Source organism: Pantoea sp. Taur (assembly GCF_009830025.1).
Lineage (GTDB): Bacteria > Pseudomonadota > Gammaproteobacteria > Enterobacterales > Enterobacteriaceae > Pantoea > Pantoea communis.
On sequence record NZ_SZZZ01000021.1, the window covers coordinates 1 to 18,141 of the forward strand.

Sequence of the window (18,141 nt, forward strand, 5' to 3'; positions counted from 1 at the left end):
ATAATGGCGATGGCGCCAGGGCTGGTGCTGCCGGAAAGAAGAGTGCGGCATTACCCAAGGGCGGTAAAAAAGAAGCCGCAACGTTATCCGCTGCGGCCTCCATTAAGATCTTAACTGACAAGCATTAGGTCAATGACCGCTTTTTCTTTGCCTTCAACTCAGGCTTACTCAATGTTAGCGCCGCCGTTAATGCGGAAAACAATGTTCATGGTCAAGCCTTTGCCAGGGCGACCCGGCTGATAACGCCACTTCTTCATGGCCTGCTTCACTTCACGCTCGAACATGTTGCGCGGTTCGGCAGAAAGAATCTCCACATTATCGACACGACCGTCGCTATCCACATCAAACTGCACGCGTACACGGCCTTCCACGCGTAACGCAAACGCACGCGCCGGATAGGCAGGTTTGCTCACGTTCATCGCCTTAGGCCCGTCAGAGACGGTTTGCGTTGGCGCTGGGTTACTCTTCGGTGCCGTGGTCGGACGCGTCTGAGTGGTCGGGATATCCTGCTTGACCGGATTCTCCTGCGGCTTCACTTCCTTACGTGGCTTCGGCTCGACCTTTTTCTCTACCTTCGGCTTAGGTTTTGGCTTGGGCTTTGGTTCAGGTTTCGGAATCGGCACCGGCTCGACTTTAGGCGGCTCGGGTGCAACTTCCGGCTCAGGTTCGGGCTCTGGCGGCGGCGTCACCACCGCGGGGGCCGGTTCTGGCTGCACTTCAGGTGCCACCATGGTCACGCTGATTGGCTGGGATGCTTTCGGAACCTCAATGGTCTGATGAAACGATGCATAGAGAATGCCCGCAATCAGAGAGCCGTGGAGTACCACGGACAAGATCATAGCTACGGGGGTACGTGTAGGAAGAGGCGTAGTCAACGTCGTCATATCAGTCATATTCATTGAGTGAAGCGCAGATTTTAAATGCAAATAGCAATCAGTTTCAATAAGCGATGTGTAAGCCACTCGCAGAAAGGCGTTTTTTAGCGGAGATTGCGCTATATGACGGTGGATTTATCTTTCATTTGCACTCTGATTAACGATCACTTAACGTGTCTCGCAATTTCGGCAAGTCTAACGGGAGTACCCCATCGTGCTTTACGTCATTTATGCGGAAGATACCGCAGATTCACTGGAAAAACGCAACTCCGTACGCCCGGCGCATCTCGCGCGCTTGCAGTTACTGCAGGATGAAGGTCGGCTGATCGCCGCTGGCCCAATGCCTGCTGTCGATAGCAACGATCCGGGTCCGGCAGGCTTTACCGGTTCAGTGATCATTGCCGAGTTTTCCTCGCTGGAAACCGCACAATCCTGGGCTAATGACGACCCGTACATTGCCGCTGGCGTGTATGAGAAAGTGGCGGTCAAACCGTTCAAGCGCGTATTTTAATCGATGTGGCAGTCTGTTTTACTGCTGGTAGCGGTGTTAACGCTGATTGGCAGAGCACTCTGGATTTGGCGTCAGCAAGGCTGGCGCCAGGCCCGGCAGCACATTGTGATGTTAGTCGTGCTGGCGGCCGCATTACAGATCGTCAATGTCTCTCTGGTGTTACGCGGCGCTTAACGGCCGCGTAAGCCATTTACATATTCTGCGTGATGAACAGGATAGATCGGCGATGCTGCTGCGCCACCTGATGACGAATGGCATGGATACGTTTATAGCGACGTGACTGCCCTTCCAGCCAACGTGCACGACGGCGGTGTACCTGACGTAACATTCTCCAGCGGGCCACTTCATTTCTGCTTCGTCTCATCACATCCTCATCAGACAGGCTAAACTCGCCAGGCATTATAAAGATCTGATTGAAAATGCCAAATCGAAAGCTTCATTGAACTGTCATTCACGATTAAAGGTTTCACTAGTGCTATTCAGCACGTAAACTTTCCTCATCAAAGCGCGAACAGGATGTCCACTTAATGACTACATTTTATACCCTAATCAGTTGGTTGCTGCTGTTCGGCTACTGGTTGCTGATTGCGGGTGTCACGCTGCGTATCCTGATGAAACGCCGCGCAGTGACGTCCGCCATGGCCTGGTTGCTGATCATCTATATTCTGCCGCTGGTGGGTATTATCGCGTATCTGTCGTTTGGTGAACTTCATCTGGGCAAACGCCGGGCTGAGCGCGCACGCACCATGTGGCCCTCCACCGCCAAGTGGCTTAACGACCTCAAACAGTGCCGCCATATCTTTGCCACCGAACACAGTGACGTGGCACGTTCATTATTTGAACTCTGTCACCATCGTCAGGGCATTGCGGGTGTCAAAGGTAATCAGCTACAGCTGCTCACTAACTCTGATGATGTGATGCACGCGTTGATTCGTGATATCCAACTGGCTCGTCACAACATCGAGATGGTGTTTTACATCTGGCATCCGGGCGGCCTGGCGGATGAGGTTGCGGAGTCACTGATGGCGGCTTCACGCCGGGGTGTACATTGCCGCCTGATGCTGGACTCTGCGGGCAGCGTGGCATTTTTCCGCAGCCCATGGGCGAATATGATGCGCAATGCCGGTATCGACGTGGTTGAGGCGTTACAAGTGAGCCTGCTGCGTGTGTTCCTGCGCCGTATGGATTTGCGACAGCATCGTAAAGTGGTGCTCATCGATAACTATATTGCCTACACCGGCAGCATGAACCTGGTCGATCCTCGCTACTTCAAGCAGGATGCAGGCGTGGGCCAATGGATCGATTTGATGGCGCGTATGGAAGGGCCGGTCGCGACCACGATGGGCATCGTTTACGCCTGTGACTGGGAGATTGAAACCGGCAAACGCATTCTGCCGCCCGCGCCGGATGCCAACATCATGCCTTTTGAGCAGGAAAGCGGTCATATCATCCAGGTGATCGCTTCGGGGCCGGGCTTCCCGGAAGATATGATTCATCAGGCGTTGTTGACGGCGGTCTATTCCGCACGCGAACAGCTGATCATGACGACGCCCTATTTCGTCCCCAGTGACGACCTGCTGCACGCCATCTGCACCGCTGCGCAACGCGGTGTTGAAGTCAGCATTGTGGTGCCACGCCACAATGATTCGCTGTTGGTGGGCTGGGCCAGCCGCGCGTTCTTTACCGAGTTGCTGGAAGCAGGCGTAAAAATTTATCAATTTGAAGACGGTTTGCTGCATACCAAAAGCGTGCTGGTCGATGGACAGCTGAGTCTGGTCGGTACCGTAAACCTTGATATGCGCAGCTTGTGGCTTAATTTTGAAATCACGCTGGTGGTGGATGATGATGGATTTGGCAGCGATTTGGCCACGGTGCAGGATGACTATATCGCCCGCTCACGCTTACTGGATGGTGCGCGCTGGGCTAAACGTGCGTGGTGGCAACGCATCGTTGAACGACTGTTTTACTTCTTTAGCCCTTTACTGTAAAACGAGCGACAAGATTACCGCCTCAGAGTAAGCAGGAATGACCATGGATTTAAATAATCGCCTTACCGAAGATGAAACGCTGGAACAGGCCTACGACATTTTTCTAGAACTGGCCGGTGATAACCTCGATCCGGCAGACATCATTCTGTTCAATCTGCAGTTTGAAGAGCGCGGCGGTGCGGAGTTGTTTGACCCGTCGGAAGACTGGCAGGAGCACGTCGATTTCGATCTCAACCCGGACTTCTTTGCGGAAGTGGTGATTGGTTTGGGTGAAGCGGACGGCGAGCCGATTACCGATGTGTTTGCCCGCGTGCTGCTGTGCCGCGAGAAAGACCATAAGCTGTGCCACATTCTCTGGCGTGAATAATCGCTGACGCATAAAACAACGCCGGGCAATTGCCCGGCGTTTTCTTTTCGACCTTATAAGGGGTCGACCTTCAGACAGGATACTGCGTGGCGGAAACTGCCCTCCAGCAACGGACGCGTTTTCGCACACTCAGGTCCGGCAATCGGACAGCGAGTGCGGAATACGCAGCCCGAAGGCGGATTAATTGGTGAAGGCAGTTCACCCTCCAGCAGCTGGATCTGTTTGTTTTTTTCCAGATCCGGATCCGGAATGGGTACCGCAGACATCAGTGCACGGGTGTAAGGATGCTGTGGATTGTTGTACACCGAGTCATAAGTGCCCAACTCAACCGCATGACCGAGATACATCACCAGTACACGATCAGAGATGTGCTTCACCACCGCAAGGTCATGCGCAATGAAAATGAGCGATAATCCCATTTCACGTTGCAGCTGCTGCAGCAAATTCACTACCTGCGCCTGAATCGACACATCCAGCGCCGAAACCGGTTCATCGCAAATAATCAGCTTGGGTTCGAGGATAAGCGCTCGCGCAATGCCGATACGCTGACACTGACCACCGGAAAATTCGTGTGGATAGCGGTTGATGAGGTTAGGCAACAGCCCAACCTTCATCATCATGTTTTTTACCTTATCCTTCACTTCCTGCTTCGGCATCTTCGGGTAATAGGTGCGCAGCGGCTCGGCAATGATGTCGCCAATGGTCATGCGCGGGTTCAGCGAGGCCAGCGGATCCTGGAAAATCATCTGGATATCGCTGCGCGCCTGGCGCCACTCATCCTGACTCTGCCCCAATAAATCACGTCCCAGCCAGGCCACACGACCGTCGGTGGCTTTCACCAGGCCGATGATGGCGCGTGCCAGGGTTGATTTACCACAGCCCGATTCGCCCACTACGCCGAGGGTTTCCCCCTCATACAAGCGCAGGCTGACGCCATCCACTGCTTTCAGTGTTTTTGGCGGCTGCCAGAACCACTGTTTGCCGTCTTTAATATCGAAATGCACCTTAAGATCGGCGATTTCCAGTAAGACTTTCTTCTCTTCGATGACGGTGCTCATGCTAATTCCTCCACCGGTTTGAAGCAGGCACGCAGACGCCCTTCCGCGAAAGGCTCCAGCGGTGGTGACTTGGCACAAACGTCCATCGCAAAGGCGCAACGTGGCTGGAACGGACAGCCCTGTGGCAAGCGCAACAGGTTAGGCGGGTTGCCAGGAATGGTGGTGAGTGACTCACCCTCTTCCGCATCCAGACGCGGCACCGCACTCAGCAGGCCAATGGAGTAAGGATGCGCAGGCTGATAAAACACATCGCGTGCACGGCCATACTCCATGGTACGCCCGGCGTACATCACCAGCACTTTGTCACAGATACCCGCAACCACGCCGAGATCGTGGGTGATCATGATGATCGCGGTATTGAACTCGCGTTTCAGCTCGTTCAGCAGCGTCATGATCTGCGCCTGCACCGTCACATCCAGTGCCGTGGTCGGTTCATCAGCAATCAGCAATTTAGGACGACACAGCAGCGCCATGGCGATCATCACACGCTGACGCATGCCGCCAGAGAATTCATGCGGGAACATCTTCATGCGCTTGCGCGCTTCCGGCATTTTCACCGCATCCAGCATACGCACGGATTCTTCAAACGCCTGCGCGCTGCTCATGCCTTTGTGCAGCTTCAGCACTTCCATCAGCTGCTCGCCGACGCGCATGTACGGATTGAGCGAGGTCATCGGGTCCTGGAAAATCATCGCAATCTGCTCTGCGCGCAGCTTGTTCAGTTTGTTCTCCGGCAGGTTAAGGATCTCTTCACCGTTGAATTTTGCCGAACCGCCAATGCGACCGTTTTTTGCCAGCAGGCCCATCAGGGCGAAAGCGGTTTGCGACTTGCCCGATCCCGATTCGCCGACGATACCCAGGGTTTCGCCGGCACGAAGTGAAAAGTTAAGATCGTTGACTGCGGTGACATCACCATCGTGGGTGCCAAAGGTGACGCGCAGGTCTTTAACGTCCAGCAGCAGGTTACTGTTTCCCGCACGTGCAGCCATTGCTGGCTGAAATTCATGTATGGTCATCGGGAAACTCCTTAACGATCTTTCGGGTCGAGGGCATCACGCAGGCCATCGCCGATAAAGTTGAAACAGAACAGCGTGACCACGAGGAAACCCGCCGGGAACATCAACAACCAGGGCGAGACTTCCATGGAGTTGGCGCCGTCACTCAGGAGTGCGCCCCAACTGCTCAGTGGCTCTTGCGTACCCAACCCGAGGAAACTGAGGAAGGATTCAAACAGAATCATGCTGGGCACCAGCAATGAGGCATATACCACCACCACACCCAGCACGTTTGGCACGATGTGACGCAGCACGATGTTGAAGGTTGACACCCCACCCACCTGAGCCGCTTCAATAAACTCTTTGCGCTTCAGGCCCAGCGTCTGGCCACGCACGATACGCGCCATATCCAGCCACGACACCATGCCGATCGCCACAAAGATCAGCAGGATGTTACGACCGAAGAAGGTCACCAGCAGGATCACGAAGAACATGAACGGGAAGGAGTTGAGGATTTCCAGGATACGCATCATCACGGAGTCGATTTTACCGCCGAGATAGCCCGCCAGTGAACCATACAGCGTGCCCACCAGCACCGCGATCAACGCGGAGGCAATGCCGACCATCAACGAGATACGACCGCCAATCGCCACGCGCACCAGCAAGTCACGTCCCGATGAGTCGGTACCAAACCAGTGGCCTGATACCGTATCCGGAGCGGCTGACATCATGGCCCAGTCGGTATCATCATATTTAAACTGCGACAACACCGGCGCTAATATCACGAACAGGGTAATCGCTAACAGCACCAGCAAACTGATCAGCGCAGCGCGGTTATGGATGAAGCGGCGACGCGCATCCTGCCACAGGCTGCGCCCTTCGACTTCCAGTTTTTCACTGAAGGCATCCAGAGCTTCGCTGTTTTTCTTACTTAACATCATGGGCGAACTCCACCATCAGTAACGGATTTTCGGATCGATGACGGCATACAGCACATCCACGATCGCATTGAACAGAATGGTCAGCACGCCGACCAAAATGGTCAGACTCATCACCAAAGAATAGTCACGGTTCAGGGCACCGTTAACAAACAGCTGGCCAATACCCGGCAGACCGTAAATCGATTCGATCACCATTGAACCGGTGATGATGCCGACGAATGCCGGCCCCATATACGAGAGCACGGGTAACATGGCAGGTTTCAATGCATGGCGCAGTACGATACGGCGCAGCGGCAACCCTTTGGCGCGCGCGGTGCGAATAAAGTTGGAGTGCATCACTTCAATCATCGAACCACGCGTAATACGCGCGATGCTGGCGATATAGGCCAGAGACAGCGCCACCATCGGCAGCAGCATGTAATTCCACTGCCCACCGTTCCAGCCACCGCCCGGCAGCCAGCGCAAGGTAATCGCAAAGATCAGCACCAGCAGCGGTGCGACGACAAAGCTGGGTATCACGACGCCCGTCATGGCGACCCCCATCACCGCGTAATCCCACAAACTGTTCTGTTTGAGCGCGGCAATAACCCCTGCCGTCACGCCGAGGATCACCGCAAGGAAGAAGGCTGCGAGGCCGAGTTTGGCCGAAACCGGGAAGGCGTGGCCGACCAGATAGTTCACGGAGTAATCTTTGTACTTGAACGATGGACCAAAATCGCCGTGCGCCAGCTGCACTAAGTAGCTGACGTACTGTTTGCCGATCGGATCGTTCAGGTGATATTTGGCTTCGATGTTCGCCATCACTTCAGGCGAGAGCGTGCGCTCGCCGGTAAACGGACTGCCGGGTGCCAGTCGCATCATAAAGAAGGAGATGGTGATCAGGATGAAGAGCGTCGGGATCGCTTCCAGAAGCCGACGCAGGATGAATTTTAACATTGCCGTACCTACCAGGCTGTTGCTTCACAAAGTCAAAAAGGCGGCGCTACAGCGCCGCCACTGTCGATAGCCTGAGTGCTATTAATGTTTAATGATATACAGGTTTTTATCGAGGGTTTTATCCAGCGGATCGTTACCGGTGTAACCACCCACGTACGGCTTAACCAGACGCGCGTTGACGTAGTAGTAAACCGGGACAATGGTGCTGTCTTTATCCAGAATCTGCTCAGCTTTCTGGTAATCCGCGACACGGGCTTTATCGTCTACCGCTTTCACCGCATCGTGGATCACTTTATCGAAGTCTGCGCTCTTATAGTGCGAGGTGTTACTGCTGCTGTCTGACAGCATGATGTTCAGGAACGAGGTTGGCTCGTTATAGTCTGCACACCAGGCCGCACGAGAAACATCAAAGTTACCCTGATGACGGGTATCCAGGAAGGTTTTCCACTCCTGGTTCTCCAGCTTGATGTTCACGCCAATGTTCTTTTTCCAGATCGAAGAAGCGGCGATAGCCAGTTTCTTATGCAGATCTGAGGTGTTGTACAGCAGGTTGAAAGTCAGTGGCTTATCAGCCGTGTAACCTGCCTCAGCCAGCAGTTTTTTCGCTTCTTCGTTACGCTTGTTCTGATCCCATTTGAACCAGTCTGGCGGTAGCAATTCCATGCCGTCGGTGGCTGGCGGGGTAAAGCTGTACGCCGGTAACTGACCCTGCGCCAGCACCTTATTCACCATGATGTCGCGATCCAGACCCAGTTTCAGCGCAGTACGCACGCGCGGATCGGTGAATGGCGCTTTCTGGTTGTTGATTTCATAGTAGTAGGTGCAGAGATACGGTTTCACCATCAACTCTTTGCCATTGTCGCGCTGCAGTTTTTTGAACAGCTCGATCGGCATGTTGTTATAAGTGATGTCACTGCCGTTCTCAGAGAAGTAACGGTTCACGTCACTGACTTCTGAGTTGATCGGCAGGAAGGTCACTTTGTTCAGTACGGTGTGCGCGTTATCCCAATATTCCGGGTTACGTACGATGGTGACACGTTCGTTGATGACGTGTGATTCCAGTTTAAAAGCACCGTTGCCCACCCAGTTTTGTGGCTGCGTCCACTGATCGCCAAACTTATCGATAGCTGGCTTATACACCGGTGACATCACGGAGTTGATCAGCAGCTTGTAGAAATAAGGAACCGGCTCGCTGAGGGTCACTTCCAGCGTATGGTCATCAATGGCTTTCACACCCAGATCGGTGATCGGTTTTTTACCGGCGATGATGTCATCGACATTCAGGATGTGGCCGTATTGCGGATAGCTGGCGTAAGGAGAAGCGGTTTTAGGATCAACTAAACGCTCCCAGCTATAGACGAAATCTTGTGCCGTGACTGGCTCGCCATTGGACCATTTGGCATTTTTGCGCAGATGGAAAGTCCAGACTTTAAAATCTTTGTTTTCCCAGCTTTCTGCCACGCCCGGAATCGGTTTGCCATCGCTGTCGCTGATGATCAGACCTTCGTACAGATCGCGTGCGATGTTGTCTTCCGGCACGCCTTCAATTTTATGCGGGTCAAGCGATTGCACTTCATCGCCATTACCACGTACCAGCTCCTGTTTTGCTGCCAATTCAACGCCTGCTGGCACTGCGGCCAAAGCGGCATTCCCTGCCAGTGCGCCGATTGCTGCAAGAACGCCTGCGGCAATCAGGCTTTTTTTCGTGATGTTGTTCATTACTTAGCTCCAGTTTTATTATCGTCACCGGGTCAGTTAACCGCCCGGCGTACCCCGTTTCCGGGAGATCTCTGCCTGTCTGAACAGAGACCACTACCACCCTTCAGGGTTTACCACGTTAATGTGCCGTCCGACTGTAGCGCCGGTTCAACACATTACTCAATGTTTCTTTATGTAATAGTATTTCAATGCCAGCATATCCTGCGGATCTTTACCGGTAAAACCGCCTACCCAGGGCTTCACCAGGCGCACGCTGACGCGATAGTAAACCGGCACGATAGGCGAGTCCTTATCCAGTTGCGCTTCCGCCTGCTGATACAATGCGGCACGCTGAGTGTTATCGGCAACCGTCAGGGTTTGCGCCATCAATTTATCGAAAGCATCGCTGTGATAGAACGCGGTGTTGATCGAGGAACCACTCAGCAGCATATTGAGGAAAGTTGAGGGCTCGTTATAGTCCGAGCACCAGGTAGCGCGCACCACATCGTATTGTGCCTGATGACGCGTCTCCAGCAGCGTTTTCCACTCCTGATTTTGTAGCGTCACCTCGGCACCGAGGTTCTTTTGCCACATCGAGGCGGCGGCGATAGCCTGTCGTTTATTCTGCTCAGAGGTGTTATACAACAACGTGAAACGCAGCGGATGCTGATCATTAAAACCGGCATCGGCCAGCAGTTGTTTGGCACTGGCGTTACGTTCGGCCTGAGTTTGCTTCGACCAGGCAGGGGCTTCAGGCGAGATGCCATGCGTAAATGGCGGCGTCAGCGCATAGGCGGGGATCTGACCTTGCCCCATGATCTTGTCGGCGATGATGTCACGATCGAGCGTCAGCTTCAGCGCTGTACGAACTCTTGCATCATCAAACGGTGCTTTCTTGTTATTCATTTCATAGTAGAAAGTGCAGAGCACAGGGCTGACTTTGACCTGGTTACCTAAATCCTGCTGCAACTTCTTGAATAAATCCGGTGGCACCACGCTGTTGGTCATATCCGTACCACCACTGCGATAGCGGTTGATGTCACTGTTTTCGGAAGAGAGCGGCAGAAAAACGCCCTCATCAATCACACTGTGCGCGTTATCCCAATATTGCGGGTTACGCTTCAGGACAATCTTTTCATTCACCACCCAGTCAGCCAGTGTGTAGGCACCATTTCCCACATAGTTCTGCGGTTGGGTCCACTGCTCGCCGAATTTTTCAATCGCCGAGCGATACACCGGCTTCATCGCGGTATGGGCCAGCATGTCGACAAAATAGGGAACAGGCTCAGTGAGTGTCACTTCGAGGTGATGCGCATCAATTGCTTTCACGCCCAGTGAATCCGGCGAGGCTTTGCCCGCCAATATGGCGTCGATGTTGGCGATATGGGCAGCTTGCAGATAACTGGCATAGGGTGAAGCTGTTTTCGGATCGGCCAGACGCTGCCAGCTGTAAACGAAATCTTGCGCGGTGACGGGTTCACCGTTGCTCCAGCGCGCATCTTCACGCAGGGTGAAGGTCCAGATACGCCCCTGCTGGTTGCTCCACTGCTTTGCAACGCCAGGCACAATCTGACCATTGTTATCGGTCTCGACCAGCCCCTCTAACAAATTGCGGATGACATTAGATTCGGGAACCCCTTCCGTTTTTTGCGGATCGAGCGAGGACACTTCACTACCGTTATTGATGACAATGCGCTGTGTTGCAGATAACTGCGTCCCTGCCGGGATGTCAGCCGCCTGACTATGAGAGATAAAACCTGCCAGACAAAGTACCAGAGACGTGCGCGCAACTTTTTTCGCTACCATGCTCTTCATCAACAAATATCAACCTTAAATAAAAACCTGATAGCGAGTAAGCAAGAAGCGTACACATTTGTCGCGAACAGGGAAAAAATTTGTGATGAGCCGAAAATTATCAGAACCGATGCCCGCACGCCAAAGCTAAACAGCAAAAATGTTAGCTAATTCTCTTTTATCATGTAGACCGCGACAGGAGAAGTGTTAATTTTCATCCTGAAATATTATTCAACCATATGTTTTATAAGCAATAAGTCAATATTCCGCTGATTTTATCGCCAATAAAGCCCTGTAATCCGCTATTTTACTGTTAACGCTGCCAAACTCTCAGCTAACAATATGAAACGTTATTTGAGATGATAAAACTTCCGAATAGTTACTGATTAAAATGAATATGGCAGTGAAATATACTGTGATAATTATCACATATATTTGTTGATGAACTGGCGCGGGAAGGAAAAGTAGTAGCAAAAGTGATGATAGTCAGATCATATTAAGCCAGGCGAATAAACTCACCCTATTGGTGCAAAATACTGGCCCATTGCACCAATATGGATCACAAAAGTTATTTTTTAACTGAAAACACCGACAAATTAATTCAGCAAACCCGGAAATATCGCCTTCATCCCGGTGACAACAAACTCAATCCCCAGTGCCATTAGAAGCAATCCCATGATTCGGGTAATCACGTTAATGCCTGTTTGTCCTAAAACGCGCACCATTAAAGGGGCAGCTCTAAACAATAACCAACAGCAGAGCGCGAAAATCGCAATGGCAATAGTGAAACCGAGCAGGTTTATCCAGCTGTGGTAACGCGTGCTCCAGACGATAGTCGAACTGATCGCACCCGGGCCGGCCATCAAGGGCAAGGCCAGAGGCACCACACCAATACTTTCACGAATCGCGGTCTCTGACTTTTCCTGCTTGTTTTGCTTATCCTCGCCCAACTTGCCGCTGATCATCGACATCGCGATGGTTACCACCAGAATCCCCCCGGCGATACGGAATGAATCAATTGAGATACCAAACAAATGGAGAATGGCATCCCCCAGGAACAATGAGGTCCAGAGTATGATCGCCACAGCAAGATTTGCCGTAAAGTTGGTTTTATTCCGCTCAGCGACCGCCTGATAGCTGGTCATGCTGATAAACACGGGGATGATCCCCACGGGATTGACCAGGGCAAATAAGCCGACAAAAAACTTAACGTAGCCGGAAAAATCAAGTAGCACGGGGTTCACGGTGAGCTCCACGAAGGTAGTGTTTCAAATCGCGCTTAATGTAGTGCATAAGCCGGAGGGAAAACCAGTAGGTTAAGCGGAAATATATGCTGCTATTTCCCCTTACTTCCAGTTTATTCCTCTGCGAACAATGGCTCGTCGCCCACCTCACGTCATCTCCATCAACTAAAACCGCTTAATGAGTTACTTTAGTTGCTAAAGTCGATGCTGAAAGGTGTCAGCTTGGCGCCAGATTGATCCACATCAAAATTTGCCTACCTCATCAGGGGTAATCTTAACCCATCGAAACTATTGATACAGGCGTCAGCATCTTATCCTGGAAACCCTTTTAGTAAGCAACGGCAATCTACTCGCCACTCTGAACAACGTATAAGCATAGCGCGACTATACTTTCCGACTCAGGCTTGCTTACTAAAAGAGTTTAACTTCCTTCAGGAGAGCACTATGGCCGTTACAAATGTTGCCGAACTTAATGCACTGGTAGAGCGTGTTAAAAAGGCACAGCGTGAATACGCCAACTTTAGTCAGGAACAAGTTGATACCATTTTCCGCGCTGCTGCACTCGCCGCTGCTGATGCCCGTATCCCCCTCGCCAAAATGGCCGTCGCCGAATCGGGCATGGGTATCGTTGAAGATAAAGTGATCAAAAACCACTTCGCTTCTGAATATATCTACAACGCCTATAAAGATGAGAAAACCTGTGGTGTGCTGGATACAGATGACACCTTCGGTACTATCACCATCGCTGAACCAATTGGCCTGATTTGCGGTATCGTCCCGACCACTAACCCGACCTCAACCGCCATCTTTAAAGCCTTGATCAGCCTTAAAACCCGTAACGGTATCATCTTCTCACCACATCCACGCGCCAAAGATGCCACCAACAAAGCAGCCGACATTGTGTTGCAAGCCGCCATTGCGGCCGGTGCACCGAAAGACATTATTGGCTGGATCGATGTCCCGTCAGTAGAACTGTCTAACCAGTTAATGCATCATCCTGATATCAACCTGATTCTGGCCACCGGTGGCCCAGGCATGGTAAAAGCCGCATACAGTTCCGGTAAACCGGCGATTGGTGTCGGTGCCGGTAATACGCCTGTCGTTATTGATGAAACCGCCGATATCAAACGCGCAGTCGCTTCTATCCTGATGTCGAAAACCTTCGATAACGGCGTCATTTGTGCATCAGAGCAGTCTGTCATCGTGGTGGACTCGGTCTACGATGCGGTTCGCGAGCGTTTCGCCAGCCATGGCGGCTATCTGCTGCAGGGCAAAGAGTTGAAAGCCATTCAGGATATCATTCTGAAAAATGGTGCATTGAATGCCGCTATCGTCGGCCAACCTGCGGCAAAAATTGCTGAACTGGCCGGCCTCAGCGTCCCTGCGACCACTAAAATTCTCATCGGTGAAGTGAAGCTGGTGGATGAGTCTGAACCGTTTGCCCACGAAAAACTGTCGCCAACCCTGGCGATGTATCGCGCAAAAGATTATTACGACGCGGTAGATAAAGCAGAAAAACTGGTGGCTATGGGCGGTATCGGCCATACCTCTTGCCTGTACACTGACCAGGATAACCAACACGAGCGCGTGCACTTCTTTGGCGACAAAATGAAGACCGCCCGTATTCTGATTAACACACCAGCTTCGCAAGGCGGTATTGGCGACCTCTATAACTTCAAACTTGCGCCATCGTTGACGCTGGGCTGTGGTTCCTGGGGCGGTAACTCAATTTCTGAGAACGTCGGACCTAAACACCTGATCAACAAGAAAACCGTGGCCAAGCGAGCTGAAAATATGTTGTGGCATAAACTTCCGAAGTCTATCTACTTCCGTCGTGGTTCACTGCCGATTGCCCTGGAAGAAGTCGCGACCGACGGTGCTAAACGCGCCTTTATCGTCACTGACCGCTTCCTGTTTAACAATGGCTATGCCGATCAAGTCACTCGCGTGTTAAAAGCGCACGGCATCGAAACTGAAGTGTTCTTTGAGGTGGAAGCGGACCCAACACTCAGCATCGTACGTAAAGGTGCTGAGCAGATGAACAGCTTCAAACCCGATGTGATTATCGCCCTGGGCGGCGGTTCCCCGATGGATGCCGCGAAAATCATGTGGGTGATGTACGAACATCCTGAAACCCACTTCGAAGAACTGGCGCTGCGTTTCATGGATATCCGTAAACGTATCTACAAGTTCCCGAAAATGGGCGTGAAAGCGCGCATGGTGGCCATCACCACCACTTCCGGTACCGGTTCTGAAGTTACACCGTTTGCGGTAGTGACTGACGATGCCACAGGCCAGAAATATCCGTTAGCGGACTATGCACTGACGCCTGATATGGCGATTGTGGATGCCAATCTGGTGATGGATATGCCTCGCTCACTCTGTGCGTTTGGTGGTCTGGATGCGGTAACTCACTCGCTGGAAGCCTATGTCTCTGTACTTGCAAATGAGTACTCTGATGGCCAGGCGCTGCAGGCGCTGAAACTGCTGAAAGAGAACCTGCCGGCCAGCTATCGTGAGGGGGCGAAGAATCCAGTAGCGCGTGAACGTGTGCATAATGCGGCCACAATCGCCGGTATCGCGTTCGCCAACGCCTTCCTCGGAGTGTGTCACTCCATGGCGCATAAGCTGGGCTCGGAGTTCCACATTCCGCACGGTTTGGCCAACGCCCTGCTGATTTGCAACGTCATCCGTTACAACGCGAATGACAACCCAACCAAGCAGACCGCTTTCAGTCAGTACGATCGCCCACAGGCACGTCGTCGCTACGCTGAAATTGCCGACCATCTTGGATTGAGTGCACAGGGTGACCGCACTGCCCAGAAAATTGAAAAACTGCTGGCATGGCTGGAAGAGATGAAAACTCAACTGGGTATCCCAACCTCAATCCGAGAAGCTGGCGTGCAAGAAGCCGATTTCCTGGCGAAAGTCGATAAGCTGGCAGACGACGCGTTTGATGACCAGTGTACCGGTGCGAATCCGCGTTATCCGCTGATTGCCGAATTGAAGCAAATCATGCTGGATACCTTCTATGGCCGCGAATTCTCTGAAGCTGAAGGCCCAGTGGCTGAAGCCGCCGATGATAAAACGGTGAAAATCGAGAAAAAAACCAAAAAAGCCTAACCGGCTAAAAACAAAAACCCGCTGCGGCGGGTTTTTTTATCGCTAAATAATCAAGCTTGCGGAGATTGCGCACCATAGATAGCTTTTAACGATCCTTCATCAATCGCCTGTTTATAGTGTTTACGGCAGACAGAAATATATCGCTCATTGCCGCCAATCACCACCTGCTCTCCTTCGCTGAACGGTTTACCGTTGGCATCAAGGCGCAATACCATGCTGGCTTTACGACCGCAATGGCAGATGGTTTTGAGCTCAACCAGTTTATCTGCCCATGCCAGTAAATATTGACTACCGGTAAAGAGCTCGCCGCGAAAATCAGTGCGTAATCCATAACACAATACGGGAATATCCATATTGTCGACCACATCCGATAACGCCCTGACTTGCTCACGTGTCAGGAACTGACTCTCATCCACCAGCACACAATGAACCGGTTGCTTCGCATGCTCCCTGGCTATTTCCTGATTTAATTGTGTCGCAGCGTTATATAAAAATGCAGGAGACGAAAGACCAATCCTCGAGCTTACCTTGCCCGCACCAAAGCGGTCATCAATCTCGGCGGTATACACCAGAGTGCGCATGCCGCGCTCCTGATAGTTATAGGAGGACTGAAGCAAAGCAGTGGATTTACCCGCGTTCATCGCGGAGTAATAAAAATAAAGTTGGGCCATATGCAGAATCTCATCGCAGCACAAATCTGATGGCGCGCAGTCTACCATAAACAAGTAAACCTGTAGCGATGCATTATTTTTATCATTTGCTCAAATTAACGACAATGGCAGGTACGTGATTCATCATCGATGTTAAAACAGCACTTTTTGGCAAAGAACAATCTATGCTGAGAATTTATTCAGCATTATTACTGCCAAAGTGTAAGGATTAGCACAACGTCACGGTGGCAAACGCGGATAATCAAGGCTTCAGATCTAAGCGCTAACGGTAAATATATTTGTAAACCGTAATACAATGTGATTTCTGGTTTTTACTTAACGTTTTACTTTTTAATCTGACTATTGCAGTTATTTTTTAGCCCCACTATTATGAGTCGGCAGAACAACTCCCATTTATTATATTTTGAGATTAGGACAATGAGCGAAGCACTTAAAATTCTTAATAATATCCGTACATTGCGCGCGCAAGCTCGGGAATGCACTCTGGAAACACTGGAAGAGATGCTGGAAAAACTCGAGGTTGTCGTCAATGAGCGTCGTGAAGAAGAAACTCACGCGCAGGCTGAAAATGCTGAACGTAACCGCAAACTTGAACAATACCGTGAGATGCTGATTGCAGATGGTATCGATCCAAACGAATTGTTACAGGCACTTTCTGAGACCAAAGCACCGGGAAAAACCAAGCGTGCTGCACGTCCTGCCAAGTATTCTTACGTTGATGAAAATGGTGAAAACCGTACCTGGACTGGTCAGGGTCGTACACCAGCCGTGATTAAAAAAGCGATTGAAGAACAAGGTAAACAACTGGACGATTTCCTGCTGTAATTTTCCAGTGCTTCGAATTGTGAATAGCGCTAACGTGAGTTCACTTTACACCGGGTAAGAAAAAGGAAGCCGCTGGCTTCCTTTTTTAATGCGTCTTTATTGCTGATAAAAGCGACGATACCAATCAACAAAGTTCTGCACGCCCTGCTCAACCCTGGTTTGCGGACGGAACTGAATCGCATCATATAATGGCTGGGTATCCGCACTGGTATTGAGCACATCTCCCGGTTGCATCGGCAGCATATTTTTCTTCGCTTCAATGCCCAACGCTTTTTCCAGTGACTCGATATAGGTCATCAGGCTGGTCGGCTGGCTGTTGCCGATATTGTAAACCCGGTATGGCGCAGAACTGGTGGCCGGCGATCCCGCTTCCACGGTCCAGTTTTCATCAGCCTGCGGAATCACATCCTGCATACGCACGATAGCTTCTGCAATATCATCAATGTAAGTAAAATCTCGGGTCATTTGCCCACGGTTATAGACGTCAATTTGCTCACCGGCCAGCATTGCGCGGGTGAATTTGAATAACGCCATATCCGGACGTCCCCACGGACCGTAAACAGTAAAGAAGCGCAGACCGGTGGTGGGCAACTGGTACAAATGGGAATAAGTATGCGACATCAATTCGTTGGCTTTTTTCGTGGCCGCATACAGAGAAATAGGATGATCAACAGAGTCATCCGTTGAGAAAGGCATTTTGCGATTCAGCCCATATACCGAGCTGGATGACGCATACAGCAGGTGGCCGATTTTATGATGGCGGCAACCTTCAAGAATATTGAGGTGGCCAATAAGATTGGCATCGGCATAAGCGTGTGGGTTGTCAATTGAATAACGAACGCCCGCTTGTGCACCCAGATGAATCACGCGATCAAACGCATGCTCTGCGAATAAAGAAGAAATGGCCTGGCGATCTGCCAGGTCCATTTTCAGGAAAATAAACTCGGGATACTGAAGGATTTGGTCCAAGCGCGCTTGTTTTAGGCTGACATCGTAATAGTCATTCAGGTTATCGATACCGACGACCTGGTGACCGGCGGCCAGCAAACGCTGACTCACGTGAAATCCAATAAAACCTGCCGCACCGGTAACCAAAAACTTCATACATCCCTCAT

Annotated in this window: 17 protein-coding genes; 6 read left to right on the forward strand and 11 right to left on the reverse strand. The window is 51.5% G+C overall.

The annotated features are described in order from the left end of the window. Positions 1 to 164: 164 nt before the first annotated feature. The gene (gene tonB, locus FD744_RS21180; protein WP_202403655.1) at positions 165 to 884 is read right to left on the reverse strand and encodes a TonB system transport protein TonB; all 720 of its coding nucleotides are present in this window, start codon (positions 882 to 884) and stop codon (positions 165 to 167) included. A 205-nt stretch (positions 885 to 1,089) separates the two neighbouring features. On the opposite strand from tonB, the gene FD744_RS21185 reads away from it, so the two are divergent. Both FD744_RS21185 and FD744_RS25405 read left to right on the forward strand, forming a co-directional pair. Then, complete coding sequence (locus FD744_RS21185; protein WP_034828845.1) at positions 1,090 to 1,386, forward strand: YciI family protein; 297 nt, start codon at positions 1,090 to 1,092, stop codon at positions 1,384 to 1,386. 3 nt (positions 1,387 to 1,389) lie between these two features. After that, positions 1,390 to 1,560: a hypothetical protein gene (locus FD744_RS25405; RefSeq protein ID WP_166936081.1), complete on the forward strand. Its 171-nt coding sequence runs from the start codon at positions 1,390 to 1,392 to the stop codon at positions 1,558 to 1,560. A gap of 16 nt (positions 1,561 to 1,576) precedes the next feature. Here FD744_RS25405 and FD744_RS21190 read toward each other — a convergent pair whose 3' ends face one another. After that, complete coding sequence (locus FD744_RS21190) at positions 1,577 to 1,750, reverse strand: YciY family protein (RefSeq protein WP_097117257.1); 174 nt, start codon at positions 1,748 to 1,750, stop codon at positions 1,577 to 1,579. A gap of 163 nt (positions 1,751 to 1,913) precedes the next feature. Here FD744_RS21190 and cls point away from each other — a divergent pair, with 163 nt between their 5' ends. Further along, positions 1,914 to 3,374, forward strand: a complete 1,461-nt coding sequence (gene cls, locus FD744_RS21195; protein ID WP_034828843.1) for a cardiolipin synthase — start codon at positions 1,914 to 1,916, stop codon at positions 3,372 to 3,374. 37 nt (positions 3,375 to 3,411) lie between these two features. Further along, positions 3,412 to 3,741, forward strand: coding sequence for an HI1450 family dsDNA-mimic protein (locus tag FD744_RS21200; protein WP_196250121.1), 330 nt, complete (start codon positions 3,412 to 3,414; stop codon positions 3,739 to 3,741). Positions 3,742 to 3,794: 53 nt separating this feature from the next. Here FD744_RS21200 and oppF read toward each other — a convergent pair whose 3' ends face one another. The 7 genes from oppF to FD744_RS21235 form a co-directional block, all read right to left on the reverse strand. After that, complete coding sequence (gene oppF, locus FD744_RS21205) at positions 3,795 to 4,799, reverse strand: murein tripeptide/oligopeptide ABC transporter ATP binding protein OppF (protein ID WP_034828839.1); 1,005 nt, start codon at positions 4,797 to 4,799, stop codon at positions 3,795 to 3,797. Beyond that, positions 4,796 to 5,815, reverse strand: a complete 1,020-nt coding sequence (locus FD744_RS21210; RefSeq protein WP_097116989.1) for an ABC transporter ATP-binding protein — start codon at positions 5,813 to 5,815, stop codon at positions 4,796 to 4,798. The genes oppF and FD744_RS21210 overlap by 4 nt, the downstream gene beginning before the upstream one ends. A gap of 11 nt (positions 5,816 to 5,826) precedes the next feature. Then, positions 5,827 to 6,735 carry an oligopeptide ABC transporter permease OppC gene (gene oppC, locus FD744_RS21215; RefSeq protein ID WP_034828835.1) on the reverse strand — a complete coding sequence of 303 codons (909 nt, stop codon included), beginning with the start codon at positions 6,733 to 6,735 and terminating at the stop codon, positions 5,827 to 5,829. Positions 6,736 to 6,750: 15 nt separating this feature from the next. Then, positions 6,751 to 7,671 carry an oligopeptide ABC transporter permease OppB gene (gene oppB / locus FD744_RS21220; protein WP_034828832.1) on the reverse strand — a complete coding sequence of 307 codons (921 nt, stop codon included), beginning with the start codon at positions 7,669 to 7,671 and terminating at the stop codon, positions 6,751 to 6,753. An 81-nt stretch (positions 7,672 to 7,752) separates the two neighbouring features. Then, positions 7,753 to 9,390 (reverse strand): oligopeptide ABC transporter substrate-binding protein OppA, encoded by a 1,638-nt coding sequence (gene oppA, locus FD744_RS21225; protein ID WP_034828830.1) that lies wholly within the window; start codon positions 9,388 to 9,390, stop codon positions 7,753 to 7,755. A gap of 159 nt (positions 9,391 to 9,549) precedes the next feature. After that, positions 9,550 to 11,184 (reverse strand): ABC transporter substrate-binding protein, encoded by a 1,635-nt coding sequence (locus tag FD744_RS21230; protein ID WP_160869285.1) that lies wholly within the window; start codon positions 11,182 to 11,184, stop codon positions 9,550 to 9,552. Between the two features lie 575 nt (positions 11,185 to 11,759). Next, entirely contained in the window at positions 11,760 to 12,407 is a 648-nt protein-coding gene (locus tag FD744_RS21235) for a YchE family NAAT transporter (RefSeq protein ID WP_058959822.1), read from the reverse strand. Between the two features lie 444 nt (positions 12,408 to 12,851). Between FD744_RS21235 and adhE the strand changes: the two genes are divergently transcribed. After that, positions 12,852 to 15,530, forward strand: coding sequence for a bifunctional acetaldehyde-CoA/alcohol dehydrogenase (gene adhE / locus FD744_RS21240; RefSeq protein ID WP_160869287.1), 2,679 nt, complete (start codon positions 12,852 to 12,854; stop codon positions 15,528 to 15,530). Between the two features lie 50 nt (positions 15,531 to 15,580). Here adhE and tdk read toward each other — a convergent pair whose 3' ends face one another. Continuing rightward, positions 15,581 to 16,201 (reverse strand): thymidine kinase, encoded by a 621-nt coding sequence (tdk, locus tag FD744_RS21245; RefSeq protein ID WP_038650068.1) that lies wholly within the window; start codon positions 16,199 to 16,201, stop codon positions 15,581 to 15,583. Positions 16,202 to 16,618: 417 nt separating this feature from the next. Between tdk and hns the strand changes: the two genes are divergently transcribed. Next, positions 16,619 to 17,026, forward strand: coding sequence for a histone-like nucleoid-structuring protein H-NS (hns, locus tag FD744_RS21250; RefSeq protein WP_034828823.1), 408 nt, complete (start codon positions 16,619 to 16,621; stop codon positions 17,024 to 17,026). Between the two features lie 96 nt (positions 17,027 to 17,122). Here hns and FD744_RS21255 read toward each other — a convergent pair whose 3' ends face one another. Then, positions 17,123 to 18,130, reverse strand: coding sequence for an NAD-dependent epimerase (locus FD744_RS21255; protein ID WP_160869289.1), 1,008 nt, complete (start codon positions 18,128 to 18,130; stop codon positions 17,123 to 17,125). Positions 18,131 to 18,141 lie beyond the last annotated feature (11 nt).

Coding starts and splice junctions, on each gene's coding strand:
- cls (WP_034828843.1), top strand. CDS start 1,914: ATGACTACATTTTATACCCTAATCAGTTGGTTGCTGCTGTTCGGCTAC.
- hns (WP_034828823.1), top strand. CDS start 16,619: ATGAGCGAAGCACTTAAAATTCTTAATAATATCCGTACATTGCGCGCG.
- FD744_RS21200 (WP_196250121.1), top strand. CDS start 3,412: ATGACCATGGATTTAAATAATCGCCTTACCGAAGATGAAACGCTGGAA.
- FD744_RS21230 (WP_160869285.1), bottom strand. CDS start 11,184: ATGAAGAGCATGGTAGCGAAAAAAGTTGCGCGCACGTCTCTGGTACTT.
- adhE (WP_160869287.1), top strand. CDS start 12,852: ATGGCCGTTACAAATGTTGCCGAACTTAATGCACTGGTAGAGCGTGTT.
- FD744_RS21190 (WP_097117257.1), bottom strand. CDS start 1,750: ATGAGACGAAGCAGAAATGAAGTGGCCCGCTGGAGAATGTTACGTCAG.
- oppA (WP_034828830.1), bottom strand. CDS start 9,390: ATGAACAACATCACGAAAAAAAGCCTGATTGCCGCAGGCGTTCTTGCA.
- FD744_RS25405 (WP_166936081.1), top strand. CDS start 1,390: ATGTGGCAGTCTGTTTTACTGCTGGTAGCGGTGTTAACGCTGATTGGC.
- oppC (WP_034828835.1), bottom strand. CDS start 6,735: ATGATGTTAAGTAAGAAAAACAGCGAAGCTCTGGATGCCTTCAGTGAA.
- tonB (WP_202403655.1), bottom strand. CDS start 884: ATGACGACGTTGACTACGCCTCTTCCTACACGTACCCCCGTAGCTATG.
- FD744_RS21210 (WP_097116989.1), bottom strand. CDS start 5,815: ATGACCATACATGAATTTCAGCCAGCAATGGCTGCACGTGCGGGAAAC.
- FD744_RS21255 (WP_160869289.1), bottom strand. CDS start 18,130: ATGAAGTTTTTGGTTACCGGTGCGGCAGGTTTTATTGGATTTCACGTG.
- tdk (WP_038650068.1), bottom strand. CDS start 16,201: ATGGCCCAACTTTATTTTTATTACTCCGCGATGAACGCGGGTAAATCC.
- oppB (WP_034828832.1), bottom strand. CDS start 7,671: ATGTTAAAATTCATCCTGCGTCGGCTTCTGGAAGCGATCCCGACGCTC.
- oppF (WP_034828839.1), bottom strand. CDS start 4,799: ATGAGCACCGTCATCGAAGAGAAGAAAGTCTTACTGGAAATCGCCGAT.